The following is a 13,172-nucleotide window of genomic DNA, read 5'->3' as shown; positions in this document are numbered from 1 at the left end:
TTACCCCTTAGCCACGTTATCTAAATGTGCATTCTCAATGCGAGCCACTTCATCTGGCTGAACATAGTAATCCACATCTTTGGTATAAGCGCGAACCACAAAGGCCACGATAGAGCCTACCAAGCCAACGATTGCTAACCACCAAATATGCCAAATCATAGCGAAACCAAAGGCTGTGATAAGAGCACCGATGATAATTCCAGCATTCGTATTCTTAGGCATGTGGATAGGTGCGTAACTTGCTTTACGAACGTACGCTGTGCCTTTTTCTTTCATATCAGTAAACGCATCGATATCAGAAACAACAGGAATCTCGGCAAAGTTATAAAACTGTGGTGGAGACGAGGTAGCCCACTCAAGCGTATGAGCGTTCCATGGATCACCCGTTGTGTCTAAGTTCTGCTTGCGATCACGGAAGCTGACGTACAGTTGTAGGAACTGACAGATGATACCCGCAAGGATAACAAACGCACCCACAACCGCTATGTACAGCCAGATATTCCAGTCTGGGTTATCCGTGTGGTTAAGACGACGAGTCATACCCAAGAAGCCCAATACGTAAAGAGGCATAAAGGCTAAGAAGAAACCGACCAACCAGCACCAGAAAGCCGCTTTACCCAACTTCACGTTGAGGTGGAAGCCCATCACTTTCGGGAACCAGAAAACAAAACCAGCTAGATAACCAAATACCGCACCACCAATGATGGTGTTGTGGAAGTGAGCAATCAAGAATAGGCTGTTATGCAATACATAGTTAGCGCCAGGCAATGCTAGAAGTACACCAGTCATACCACCGATAGTGAAGGTCACCATAAAACCAAGCGTCCATAGAACCGGAACAGTCACACGAAGACGACCGCGGTACATAGTGAACAACCAGTTAAACAATTTCACACCCGTTGGGACCGCGATAATCATTGTCATGATACCAAAGAAGGCATTGACGTTTGCGCTGGAGCCCATGGTAAAGAAGTGATGCAACCACACGATGAAGCCAAGAATGGAAATTGCACCACTTGCCCAAATCATAGATTTATGGCCAAACAAACGCTTACCTGTAAAGGTAGATACAACTTCAGAGAAGATACCAAACGCTGGAAGTACAAGGATGTACACCTCAGGGTGACCCCATGCCCAGAACAAGTTGATATACATCATTGAGTTACCGCCGCCATCAGTCGTAAAGAAATGGAAGTCTAGGTAACGGTCAAGCGTTAACATAGCCAGTAAAGCAGTCAAAATCGGGAATGATGCTGCGATCAAAATATTGGCCCAAGTACAGGTCCAAGTAAAGATCGGCATATCCATCAATTTCATGCCAGGAGCACGCATTTTAAACACAGTTGCCAAGAAGTTAACCGCAGTTAAAGTGGTACCGATACCCGATATCTGCAATGCCCAGATATAATAGTCTACCCCAACGCCTGGACTGTATTCCAAACCAGACAATGGTGGATACGCTACCCAACCCGTCATAGCAAATTCACCAAGGCCTAAGGAAATGTTGACTAATACCGCACCAGAAACAGCAAGCCAGAAGCTTAAGTTGTTCAAGAACGGGAATGCAACGTCACGAGCACCAATCTGTAAAGGCACCACGATATTCATCAAACCAATCATAAATGGCATAGCCATGAAGATGATCATGATCACACCGTGAGCGGTAAAGATTTGGTCGTAGTGACTTGGAGGCAAATAGCCAGGATCACCGTTCGTGGCGAGTGCAAGTTGCAAACGCATCATGATGGCATCAGCGAAGCCACGAATAAGCATTACGAGTGCCAGTACGATGTACATTACACCCAGACGTTTGTGGTCAACGGACGTTAACCAGTCATTCCAGAGTACACCAAGTAAGTTGTTTTTTATCACTAGGAAGGCAACAACAAACGCCGCAACCGCTACCACGCACAAAGTCGTGATAACAATCGGGTCGTATGGAAGCGCGTCCCAAGATAATTTGCCTAAGAGTGCAGACATTATTTTTCAGCCTCCGTATGCATATCATGCGATGAGTGTTGAGACTCCTCATGAATCATTTTAGAATCAAAAACAGTTCCTTTAAGCAACTCAACCTTGCCGTGATCTTTCATAAACTTCATAACATTGTCCATGAAAATGCTTGATTTAATAGAGTTGTAGTATTGAACTGGCGTAGGTTCAATGTGATGAGCATCTAGATCAAATTCAGCAAGCGCCTCATAGGAAGCCTGATCCAGTACGCCATTGTTAATGGCGCCCTCTATGGATTGTGCTTTCACACCTTCAACCCAAGCTTCAAAATCTGCTTCTGTTTCTGTCGCAATGGCTTTGAACTTCATACCAGTGAAACCAGCACCACTGTAGTTTGCCGAAATACCATCAAATGTGCCTGGTTCATTCGCAATCAAATGTAGCTTGGTCACCATGCCTGCCATTGAGTAAATTTGACTACCCAATTGAGGTATGAAGAACGAATTCATTGTGCCTTCAGATGAAATCTGGAAAGCAACAGGAACGTTTGCTGGGAATCTCAGCTCGTTCACAGAAGCAATACCAAGATCCGGATAGATAAATAACCACTTCCAGTTCATTGAAATGACCTGAACGTTGATATGATCTTTATCCGATTTCAACGGCTTATAAGGATCTAGTGCATGAGTGGATTTCCATGTAATCACACCAAGAATGATGACGATGACAATTGGAATAGCCCATACTATGATTTCAATTTTTGTGGAGTGGGACCACTTCGGTTCGTAGATTTCGTCACGACCTTCACGGTATTTCCAAGCGAAATACAGTGTCATGAAAATGACAGGAATCACAACAAGCAGCATCAGCAAAGTCGCAACAATAATTAGTTGCTTCTCTTCAATACCAATTTGCCCTTTAGGATCGAGCACACCACCCTGACAACCGGCGAGCAAGCCCACCATTAGCGCCAAAGCGACTTTACTTAGGATACGAGTTAACAAGAGAATCATCCTCTAACCCTTATGTTCACAAAACTGCTACCTAAGATCAGGTAACAGAACGAAAATCCGGCTAATGCCGGGTATTTCAGTAAAGATCACCATACTGAGAACAGCACAAAAACCATTACTAAGTTAATACTATTAACGCAGTAATGATTTTTTTGGATCACCTAATCTGAAAAAGGGAGCTCTACATCTCAACATGCGTCGGGCCTCAGCACGACTAGATTGCTCATTAGGAGCAAACACATGAACTAAAGAGAAGGCCAATATCTGGCGAGCAGGGTTGATATTGGTCATAACGGACCAATAACTAACCAATAATAGGGTGGTAAAAACGAGGCTAAGAGGTAGCCCCGTCTTAATAATAGGGTCGACACTGATAACGCCTAGGCTATCAACAGAGGAAGGAGCGGCAGTAAATACAAAGAAACATAGGCAAAGGCAAGACACAGCAATCACAGGGCGTAAGGAATCCGCCAAGACGCTGGATACTGAATGCATACAATGATGCAAAATGTCTTGAAAATTGTTCAATTTATCCATCCAATCCATAAAAACAAAAGTGTAGATGCCGTTTTTACTCGCTTCATACGAATTTACGTAGGCGAAATATAGCAAAATTTAAGCAACCACACAAAGCGTAGTTTAGCCTTTGTTCTTCTTTGCTTCACTGTCTTTTTATAAAAATTCACATTCTAAGCATAAGGAAATCCCTGATTTTTACTCTCATCCCAAAGAGTAACGCCCTTATAAGACGGTTTCCTTACAATGTGTAGATTGTACCTTACCCCAGTTTTTTCTCAAACCAATGTTCCAATGCGACAACAATGTGCACCATAGTTTCTTCTTTAGCACCACTAAAGCCCAATAAGAACCCCATGTGTGTAGCACAAGAAGCGTCATTATAATGTGCAGACAGAGGCGAAAGCTCAATACCTATTTGCGCGAGATCTAACGCTATGCGTTGATCCAATGCCATATCAGACGACAGCGCCAACACAATGGACGGTTTAAGCGTTATTAATATATGCATCCCCCCTCGCGGCTTTCTCCATTCAAACCAAGAGGTGAATCGTCTATCTAATTGCAAGATTAAGAAATCCCGCTTCAATCGATAATGTCGACGCATCTTATTTACATGACGGTCAAAGTTCCCTTGTTGCATAAAATCAGCCACCGCAGGCTGTATTGGCAAAGACGCAGATGTCCCCAGAACGCTCTGACTTTTATGCAATGTCACAACATGCCTTGTCGGTGCGACAATAAAACCAAGTCGCAAGCCACGAAACAACACTTTAGAAAAACTCCCCACAAAGAACACACGATCACGAGCCTGTTCATGCACGCTCGCCGTTTGCATAAAAGGCACATTGCTGCGACCTTGATAAACAAACTCATTGTCATAATCGTCTTCTACCAACCACCAGCTTGGCGAATCATGCTGTAAGGCTTGCAACCATTGCTGCCGTCGAACCGCACTCATGCTTGCCCCAAGAGGGTATTGCCGATTCGGTGTAACAATCGCCACATTCGAAATGTGTGCACTATCAGGCAAACACGGCCCATCTTCATCAATTAAAAGTGTACCGACTTTTTTTGTGCGGGAAGAAATCGTCTCACGGATAGGCGGATATGTCGGCTCCTCTAACCACCACTTCATTGCCGAATCTCCAGAATCACCCAATGACGTAATCGCATGTTGTAATAAAAGCAACGAATCCCGACTACCAGCCGTGACAATAATTTGCTCTGCAGAGCATTCAAGGCCACGCACGCGATACAAATAGTCGACTATCGCTGCTTTTAAATCCGGGTAACCTGTTGCATAACCGCCTTCCAACACAGTCATGTCAGGATTAAGCCAGCTACGTCGCATACTTGCCGCCCATTCCTTGGTAGGAAAAACAGACACATCCACGCCTGCGTCAAATGCCAAGGGCATCTGCTTTATATCACTCACTGAAGTGGAAGGGTGTTTCGTTGAACGATGACTCACCATGGGCAAGGCTGCAACAAACACACCGCGTTTTTCTTCACTGGTTAAAATGCCTTCGGCAATTAACTGATCATAAGCCCGCGACGTAGTACTTCGTGAAACGCCTAGTGATCCCGCCAGAAAACGCGAGGAGGGAAGTTTGTCACCAACAAACAATTCACCCGACACTATGCCTTGCTGTATCTGTTCCACCAATTGTTGGTAATAAGGCGCCCCGTCCTCTAAAGAGAAACGTAAACTGGCGATGGCATGCTTCATATCTGGCCTGCTAATTTATCCTAATTCTGGCTATTTTTATAAAAGCCAGATTCTTCTAAAGTCTTGTTATAGCCAATCACTTATTAAGACACAAGGAGATAATTCGTGAGCCAGTCACTAGAAGAAACGGCATTAAGCAAGGTCAAGCGTGGGCCAAATCGTGCCTCTTACGACAAAGACATCGCGCTCCATATTATTGATTCATCGCTGATGTGCCATGTAGGACAAACTAAAGATGGTCAAGTCTTTGTTACTCCCACTTGCCACTGGCGCGATGGTGACTATTTGTATTGGCACGGCCACTCGAAGGCTCGAAATGTCAAAGGGCCCATTGATGCACAGGAGAAAGTCTGTATCAATATCTCCCAGCTCGATGGTTTGGTGATGGCGCGCTCAGCATTCCACCATTCTGTGAACTATCGCTCAGTGACGTTATTTGGTGTGCCTGAACGGGTCGAAGAGAAAGAAGAGAAAGTCCGTCAATTTAAGATTTTCTTAGAAAAAGTCAGCCCAGGTCGCTGGGACGAACTACGTCCAGTCAACGATCAAGAAATCAAAGCCACCGGCTTAGTTCGCATTAAAATCGAAGAAGCCTCGGTAAAAATGCGTGCCGAACCACCTATTGATGATCCAGCCGATAAAGACTGGCCCGTATGGGCGGGCGTTATTCCTTTAGAAAAACAGTGGGGTGAGGTGGAGCAGGATCCAATTCAAACAGCGATTTTACCTTTCCCAACCAGCCCAAGTGCGTTCTAAACATAAACACATTTATTCACCAGCGAGATAAAGTCTTTTTCCAGATCTTTGTCTCGCATTCCCTCCAAGAGCCACAAATCACCTTTTATGCACTTTTTATGTGCGTGGAAATGGTTTTTTTCTTGCGGTTTTCCATAAAATCGCTACCCTTGCACACTTTTTTAAGCTTCTGCGCGTTTCTTAGAGTGCCTTTTTTACCCAAAAATACATCTCTAACATTCAACCCACGAACAATAAAGCGATAATCCTATCGAATAAAGGGAGTGCCCTACATGGCAGCCATCATAGATTTTTTAAATACTATTTTCTGGAATTACATCCTCATCTACGGACTACTAGCCGTAGGCGTATATTTCACCTTACGCCTAGGTTTTATTCAGATCCATCGTTTTCCGGAATTCATTCGAACGGTTCTTAAAGCTCCACAATCCGATCGTGGCGGTATTTCTCCTTTCCAAGCACTTTGTACTAGCCTCGCTTCTCGTGTCGGAACCGGCAACATGACAGGTGTGGCTGTCGCATTATATTTGGGTGGCCCAGGCGCTATTTTTTGGATGTGGATCGTCGCTATTATTGGTATGGCCACCGCTTACGCGGAAAGCACTTTAGCGCAACTCTATAAAGTACGTGATCAGAATGGTCAATTGCGTGGTGGTCCGGCGTTTTACATCAGTAAAGGTTTAAAAGCACCTTGGGCTGGCGCAGTATTTTCTCTAGCACTGATATTAGCGTTTGGTTTGGTTTTCAACGCGGTGCAAGCAAACTCAATTGCTGGCGCAATGGAAGGTGCGTTTGGTATCGACACTAGTATCACTGGCATCATTATCATGCTGTTGGCGGCGATTGTCATCTTCGGCGGTATCAAAAAAATCGCACGCTTTGCTGAAATTGTTGTGCCATTCATGGCAGCTTTGTATCTACTATTAGCTTTATACGTTATTTTCACCAACATCTCCGATGTACCAGCAGCCTTCGCGTTAATTTTCAAAAGCGCATTTGGTATTGAGCAAGCCGCTGGCGGCGTTTTGGGTGCCATGCTAAACGGTATAAAACGTGGTTTATTTTCTAACGAAGCGGGTATGGGCTCTGCGCCCAATATCGCTGCAGTGGCGACACCAAACCCTCATCATCCTGCGTCTCAAGGTATGGTTCAGTCCCTTGGTGTCTTCATTGATACTTTGCTAATTTGTACAGCAACCGCCTTAATGATCCTACTGTCAGGTGCCTTGGGTAACGGCCAAACCGGTATCGCTTTGACGCAAACAGCTCTTACAACTCACATCGGTAGCGCGGGTCAATACTTTGTGGCGATTGCGATCTTCTTCTTTGCGTTTACGTCCATCATTGGTAACTACAGTTACGCTGAAAATGCACTGACTTACCTAAAATGGGCAAATAAGCCTGGTATTTTCATTCTTCGCATCTTAGCACTGGGCATGATTCCTTGGGGCGCCTATGAAAGTGTGGCTATGGTCTTTAATGCCGCAGACGCAGCGATGGGACTAATGGCGACAATCAACCTGATTGCCATCATGATGTTATCTGGTTTGGTGGTGAAATTAACCAAAGACTATTTCACGCAATTGAAAACTCACACTCCAGTCTTCAACTCCGAAGACTTCCCAGAAGTTCGTGACGATATCGATCTAACCGTATGGGATGAAAAACCAAGCAAATAAGCCGTTATTGCCAGCTCATAACACGTTTTCCAAAAAACCCGCTGCACATCAGCGGGTTCTCTTTTGGCAATCAAGACTCTTTCAAGCTCTTCGCAAAAACTAAAATTTCACTGCCAATTTATGCGCTAAGCCATGTAAGAATGGGCCAGCGATAAAAGAAATAAGGCCAGCAGCTGGCCATGCCAATACCCAAGCATGCATCCAAAAGGACACAAAATCTGGGTGCAGTCCAATGTTCACGTAAGTAATCCACGCAGACATCATCAACGACAAGGTAAACGACATTAATACCGCAAAAATAATTCTGTGTTTCATTTTTCTCTCCTGATGAACTTATGTGTTCATGCTAGCAAACATCTTTATTTGTAAATATACTGATTTTTTAAAATCAAATTTACAAAAATGCAAAATGATTGATGATCTAAAGATTTTTATCACCGCGGCCAATAAAAATAGCCTGACCGCTGCGGCTCAGCATCTCGATATGACCATCGCTACTGTGTCGCGTCGTATCAGTGCGCTTGAGCAAAAACTCGGCTGCGAGCTATTACATCGCTCAACAAAAGGTCTAACGCTGACGCCAATAGGGGAAAGCTACTATCAAGAATGCGCCGAATTTATCGATGCGCTAGACCAACGCATATCCAATCTCGATCAAACCTTGAACAGCCTAAAAGGCGAGTTAAAAATATTGGCACCTGTCAATTTAGGCAGTGGGCCTCTAGATGGATTTTGGCGCGACTTTGTTCAACAATACCCAGAGATTGAATTAAATATCGAACTGAGCAACACAGTGCAAGACATAAGAGATACTCGCGCCGACATTGCTTTGCGCTCAGGAACGCTGCCGAGTTCATCACTTATTCAAAAAAAACTGGGGCACATTGAGCCCATTTTAGTGGCATCACCCAACATAACGTTTCCGCTGCCAGAATCGATAGACGACTTACAGCAAGCTCCAAGTATCGCGTCTAATATGTTTGCCGATTGGTTATTAATGAATAGCCAAAGTGAGCTTCATCCACTAAACAAAGAACACAGGCATATTAGCAACGACATGAATGTCACCCTCAACCTAGCCAAAGCAGGCGCAGGCATTGCTTTAATGCCCATGAGCATGGTTATACACGCCCTTGAAGCAGGCGAACTAGTTCGAGTATTGCCAGAGTGGCGCGGACAAAATAGAGAAATTTTCTTAGTCTGGCCTTACAGACGCAGCTTATCAGCCAGAGCAAAATTATTGCGTGATGAACTCACTAAATTCCTCCAGCAACAGACTTGGTTCCACCCAAGCCCTTAGTTTAAAAAGGGAAATTTAGTTATACTAGCGCACAGCATTTATTTTTATACCGATTAAAGGATACTCATGGAAAACTTATTCTGGTGGCAATACGCCTTAATCGGCGCCATTTTTATATGGAGCGGCTTTGTTCGCAGCGGCCTAGGGTTTGGCGGCGCGGTACTGGCTTTGCCTTTCCTATTATTGGTGAAAAACGATCCGCTGTTATTTTTGCCGATTATTTCCATTCACCTTTTGGTATTTTCCAGCTGGATTGCTTGGCAAGGTGCGAGAACGAGCAAGAAACAAGCTCAACTCGCCGCAGAGCGAGGCGAAGCACCGCAAGAAGCCCAGGGCAACATCGCCTGGGGTTATTTAAAGAAAGCACTCGGTATCATGATAGTGCCGAAATTGATCGGCGTATTTGGTTTATTAACCTTACCGGGCAACATAGTCACTGGGGTGATTTTCGTCATCGTCGCGGTATTTGCCGTGTCTTACATTCTGAATAAACCTTTTTATACCAACAACAAATTCCTCGATACGGTTTTCCTCATGCTCGGCGGTTACGTCAGCGGCACCTCCTTAATCGGCGCACCGCTTATCGTCTCCGTCTTCGCCACCAAAGTACCGCGCCACCAACTGCGCGACACCTTGTTCGTACTTTGGTTTATCTTAGTGATGATCAAAATGGCGTCCTTCCTCATCGCCGGCATCGACCTACAACTCATTCACCAACTTTGGTTACTGCCTTGCGCCTTGCTTGGACACGTCTTTGGGCAAAAGCTCCACAACCGAATTCAAAAAGCTGAAACACCCGTCTTCTTCCAATTCGTCGGCTGGGCACTACTCATCGTCTGCGGATTTGGCTTGTACTCGACGTTCATGCTTTGAGGTTTTTAATTCGTCTTTAACGCAGCCACTCACGGTTAGCTCAGTCACTAGATCAACCCTCGCTTCGGCGCTAAAGCGAGAACGTCCGCTCGGTGTTGATCTAGTGACATTCGCTAAATGAGCAATAGTATCGACATAACAGGTTCAAGCGGTTCAAGAGGGCGTTTTGCGGTGACGACGTCAGTGACGCAAGCAAAACGTCCTCTTGAACCGCGATTAGGAAGTTGAGGATTCAGACAATTGATCAACCAGATAGACGATGGATTGATACTCGATGCCGCTGTGTTCCGATAAGCCAATCTCGCAGGTGCGGCTGTTGGAGTAACCTGCTTCGCAGCCTTCTACGGCTTTGGCTAGGGTTTTCAAGGCGCTGGCGTTGAGTTCGGGTGTCGAGAAGCCTTTGTCGCCAGCAAAGCCACAGCAAGTAATGTCTGGCGGAATCACCACTTCATCGGCGAGTTGGTGAGCCAGTTGCACGAAGCTGTCGGCGAGCCCCATGCGGGTGGTGCTGCAAGTGACATGCAGCGCGATTTTGCCAAGCTTCTCTTTTACCATTAGGTTTGGCATCACATAAGTCGAGACAAAGCCTACTTGCTCATGCAGTTCCAAACAAGGATCAAGGCTTTCCTGCATTCGTAGCAAGCAAGGGCTGACATCGCAGACGATAGGGATTCGGCCATTATCGCTGGCTTCGAGTAGTAAATTATTGAGATCATTTGCTTTTTTGTTCGCTGCGTCGAATTGCCCTTTGGACTGAAACGCCATACCGCAGCATTGACTGTCGATATTATTAGGTACAGTGACTTTATAGCCTGCTTTTTGCAATACAGAGAACATCACCTCCATGACAGAACGTTTATCTTCTGCATTTGGTCCTGCGCCCATCACGCGAGTGGCGCAACTGGGGAAGTAAATGACTTCTTTCTGCCTGTCATCCGCTTGCATCTCATTACTTTGAATATCATTACATTGAATGACAGGAATAGACTTCAAAGACGCCGCAGCGCTGGGCATTTGCTTATGCCACTTCGGCACTGCGCCGTGAGATACCTTGTTCATCATTGAGCTAACAGCAGACATGCCAGAATCGCCAATAATTCGACGCGTACCGCCAGCAAGGCCAAGCCCCATTCTTGCGGTTTTGGTTACACCTGCAAAATGATCGGCAATCCAATAACCGACTTTACTACCTGGATGGCGATCATGTCGTAATTCGCGGGTTAAATCGCCCGTATTGATGCCGACTGGACATTGCATCGAGCACAAACCACAACCAGCACAGGTATCAACACCTTGATAATCATAATCTTTTTTCAGTTCAACAAGACGCAGCGGATCTGTACCCATTGCGGTCAACCGCTGAATCTCGCGCCAAATCACGATCCGCTGGCGCGGCGTTAAGGTAATGGATTTTGATGGACAAGAGGATTCACAAAAGCCGCATTCGATACAGGTATCGACCTTGTCATTGGCTTTGGGCAAAGGCTTGAGATTCTGTACATGCAAGTTGGCATTGTGCGACAAGATCACATCTGGGTTGAGCAAGCCTTGCGGGTCAAACGCGCGTTTGATTTGCCACATAATGTCATAGGCTTCTTTGCCCCATTCCAGTTCCACATACGGCGCCATGTTGCGGCCTGTACCGTGTTCCGCTTTCAACGAACCCTGGTATTTCACCGCTACCAGTTGCGCCACTTCGTCCATCAATTGCTCGTAGCGTTTTACCTCGTTCGGATCATCAAAGCCTTGGGTAAAAACAAAGTGCAAATTGCCTTCTAAGGCGTGACCGAACAAAATTGCTTCACGATAGCCATGTTTTTGAAACACACCTTGCAGCTCTAAAACCCCTTCTGCCAGTTGTTCGACAGGGAAGGCCACGTCTTCGATGATCACAGTGGTACCAACAGGACGCACCGCGCCGACCGCAGGGAACAAGCCTTTGCGAATCTTCCAGTAGGAATCATAAATGGCTTTGTCTTGAGTAAATTCAATCTCATTGAGTGTTGCTTGACCGCGTAATGCCTGTTTCACCAAGAGCAAATTCGCAGCTAATTCCTCTGCATCGGCGGCGCGCACATCGACCAATAACCCCGCCACTTGCGAACCAAGGGACGACAAGATGTCCGGCATGCCCGGTTTGCCTTCCACAGCACGCAGGCCTGCGCGGTCAATCAATTCTACCGCAGAGACTGGCGAGCTTTTTAACGCGGTGACGGCTTGGCAGGTGGTTTTCATATCCTCAAAGAAGATCATCGCCGCTGCTTTAATCGGATGATCGACCACGGTTGCGTAGGTGATTTCGCTGATAAAGCCCAAGGTGCCTTCGGAGCCGATCATCAAATGCAGCAAGATATCAAACGGGTCTTCAAAGTCGACTAGGCTGTTTAAACTGTATCCTGTGGTGTTTTTTAAACGATATTTGTGTCTAATTCTTTCGGCTAGCTCGCTGTTAGCTTGCACGCTTTTAGACAAACGACTGAGTGTATCAAGTAGATCGGCATGGCGGTTACCAAACGCCAAACGACTGGCTTCGTCAGCGGTGTCCAATACCGAACCATCGGCGAAAATCAGCCGAGCACTTTGGATGGTGTGATAGCTGTTTTGCGCCGTGCCACAGCACATGCCGCTGGCGTTGTTGGCGGCGATACCGCCAATCATACAGGCATTAATAGACGCGGGATCTGGGCCGATTTTTCGTTGAAAAGGCGCCAGCAGTTGGTTGGCTCGCGCGCCGATAATGCCAGGTTGCAGCGAAATACGATGGCCATGCTCATGCACTCGGTGACCTTTCCAGTTATCGGACAACTGCATCAAGATGGAATCGGTTACCGCCTGCCCAGACAAACTCGTGCCCGCCGCGCGGAACGTCACCGGCAAATGACGCTTTCGGGCTTCTTTTAGTACCAATTGCACCTCAGCTTCGTTATCGACTCGCACCACCAACTGCGGAATCAGGCGATAAAAACTCGCGTCCGTACCATAAGCTAAGGTACGCAGTGGATCGCGGATTAATCGAGCCTCATCAATCGCGCCGTTTTTCGCGTCTTTCAGGGCAAGGTATAAATCACGGTATTGAGCTGTTTTGTGTGCGAGTGAGTCGATAGCAGTTGAGGCAGTGTTCATCAAAAATTCCACGGCAGAAGCCTATTTTTATTATGTGTACTAAAAATGAATGCTAGACAAATTGGTAAGACCAATTTACCTTTTAAATATAAGGCACATTAAGAAGCTTAATAAACTTTGTCAACCGATAGTTTAGTCGATATTTCGTGAATTTTAACGACAATATTAATTGGTTTTACCACTTTTTAGCTTATGCACAGCCTTCACGAAAGAAATAGCTAAAAAAC

The 13,172-nt window shown here is 45.8% G+C and carries 9 protein-coding genes; 4 read left to right on the top strand and 5 right to left on the bottom strand.

Going from position 1 to position 13,172, the window contains the following annotated elements:
- From cyoB to pdxR, 3 genes are all read right to left on the bottom strand, one after another.
- On the bottom strand, positions 1-1,980 hold the full coding sequence (cyoB, locus tag J8N69_RS08400; RefSeq protein ID WP_168823571.1) for a cytochrome o ubiquinol oxidase subunit I: 1,980 nt from the start codon (positions 1,978-1,980) through the stop codon (positions 1-3).
- Complete coding sequence (gene cyoA, locus J8N69_RS08395) at positions 1,980-2,966, bottom strand: ubiquinol oxidase subunit II (RefSeq protein ID WP_168823573.1); 987 nt, start codon at positions 2,964-2,966, stop codon at positions 1,980-1,982. Before cyoA ends, cyoB begins: the two co-directional genes overlap by 1 nt.
- Positions 2,967-3,744: 778 nt before the next feature.
- A complete protein-coding gene (pdxR, locus tag J8N69_RS08390) occupies positions 3,745-5,214 on the bottom strand; it encodes a MocR-like pyridoxine biosynthesis transcription factor PdxR (RefSeq protein ID WP_168823575.1) in 1,470 nt (489 codons plus the stop codon).
- Positions 5,215-5,319: 105 nt separating this feature from the next.
- Here pdxR and J8N69_RS08385 point away from each other — a divergent pair, with 105 nt between their 5' ends.
- Both J8N69_RS08385 and J8N69_RS08380 read left to right on the top strand, forming a co-directional pair.
- Positions 5,320-5,970 carry a pyridoxamine 5'-phosphate oxidase family protein gene (locus tag J8N69_RS08385; protein WP_168823577.1) on the top strand — a complete coding sequence of 217 codons (651 nt, stop codon included), beginning with the start codon at positions 5,320-5,322 and terminating at the stop codon, positions 5,968-5,970.
- A 272-nt stretch (positions 5,971-6,242) separates the two neighbouring features.
- Positions 6,243-7,649 carry an alanine/glycine:cation symporter family protein gene (locus J8N69_RS08380; protein WP_168823579.1) on the top strand — a complete coding sequence of 469 codons (1,407 nt, stop codon included), beginning with the start codon at positions 6,243-6,245 and terminating at the stop codon, positions 7,647-7,649.
- 99 nt (positions 7,650-7,748) lie between these two features.
- Here J8N69_RS08380 and J8N69_RS08375 read toward each other — a convergent pair whose 3' ends face one another.
- The gene (locus J8N69_RS08375; protein WP_168823581.1) at positions 7,749-7,964 is read right to left on the bottom strand and encodes a DUF2798 domain-containing protein; all 216 of its coding nucleotides are present in this window, start codon (positions 7,962-7,964) and stop codon (positions 7,749-7,751) included.
- 94 nt (positions 7,965-8,058) lie between these two features.
- On the opposite strand from J8N69_RS08375, the gene J8N69_RS08370 reads away from it, so the two are divergent.
- Both J8N69_RS08370 and J8N69_RS08365 read left to right on the top strand, forming a co-directional pair.
- The gene (locus J8N69_RS08370; protein WP_168823583.1) at positions 8,059-8,949 is read left to right on the top strand and encodes a LysR family transcriptional regulator; all 891 of its coding nucleotides are present in this window, start codon (positions 8,059-8,061) and stop codon (positions 8,947-8,949) included.
- 66 nt (positions 8,950-9,015) lie between these two features.
- On the top strand, positions 9,016-9,822 hold the full coding sequence (locus J8N69_RS08365; protein ID WP_168823585.1) for a sulfite exporter TauE/SafE family protein: 807 nt from the start codon (positions 9,016-9,018) through the stop codon (positions 9,820-9,822).
- A 216-nt stretch (positions 9,823-10,038) separates the two neighbouring features.
- On the opposite strand, the gene J8N69_RS08360 is transcribed toward J8N69_RS08365, so the two are convergent.
- The gene (locus J8N69_RS08360; protein WP_168823587.1) at positions 10,039-12,945 is read right to left on the bottom strand and encodes an FAD-binding and (Fe-S)-binding domain-containing protein; all 2,907 of its coding nucleotides are present in this window, start codon (positions 12,943-12,945) and stop codon (positions 10,039-10,041) included.
- Positions 12,946-13,172 lie beyond the last annotated feature (227 nt).

Source organism: Marinomonas profundi, from assembly GCF_020694005.1.
In the GTDB taxonomy this organism is placed as follows: Bacteria; Pseudomonadota; Gammaproteobacteria; order Pseudomonadales; family Marinomonadaceae; genus Marinomonas; species Marinomonas profundi.
The sequence above is the reverse complement of the archived record's forward strand: the minus strand, read 5'-3'. Positions and strand labels throughout refer to the sequence as shown.

Coding starts and splice junctions, on each gene's coding strand:
- J8N69_RS08365 (WP_168823585.1), top strand. CDS start 9,016: ATGGAAAACTTATTCTGGTGGCAATACGCCTTAATCGGCGCCATTTTT.
- pdxR (WP_168823575.1), bottom strand. CDS start 5,214: ATGAAGCATGCCATCGCCAGTTTACGTTTCTCTTTAGAGGACGGGGCG.
- cyoA (WP_168823573.1), bottom strand. CDS start 2,966: ATGATTCTCTTGTTAACTCGTATCCTAAGTAAAGTCGCTTTGGCGCTA.
- J8N69_RS08360 (WP_168823587.1), bottom strand. CDS start 12,945: ATGAACACTGCCTCAACTGCTATCGACTCACTCGCACACAAAACAGCT.
- J8N69_RS08380 (WP_168823579.1), top strand. CDS start 6,243: ATGGCAGCCATCATAGATTTTTTAAATACTATTTTCTGGAATTACATC.
- J8N69_RS08370 (WP_168823583.1), top strand. CDS start 8,059: ATGATTGATGATCTAAAGATTTTTATCACCGCGGCCAATAAAAATAGC.
- cyoB (WP_168823571.1), bottom strand. CDS start 1,980: ATGTCTGCACTCTTAGGCAAATTATCTTGGGACGCGCTTCCATACGAC.
- J8N69_RS08375 (WP_168823581.1), bottom strand. CDS start 7,964: ATGAAACACAGAATTATTTTTGCGGTATTAATGTCGTTTACCTTGTCG.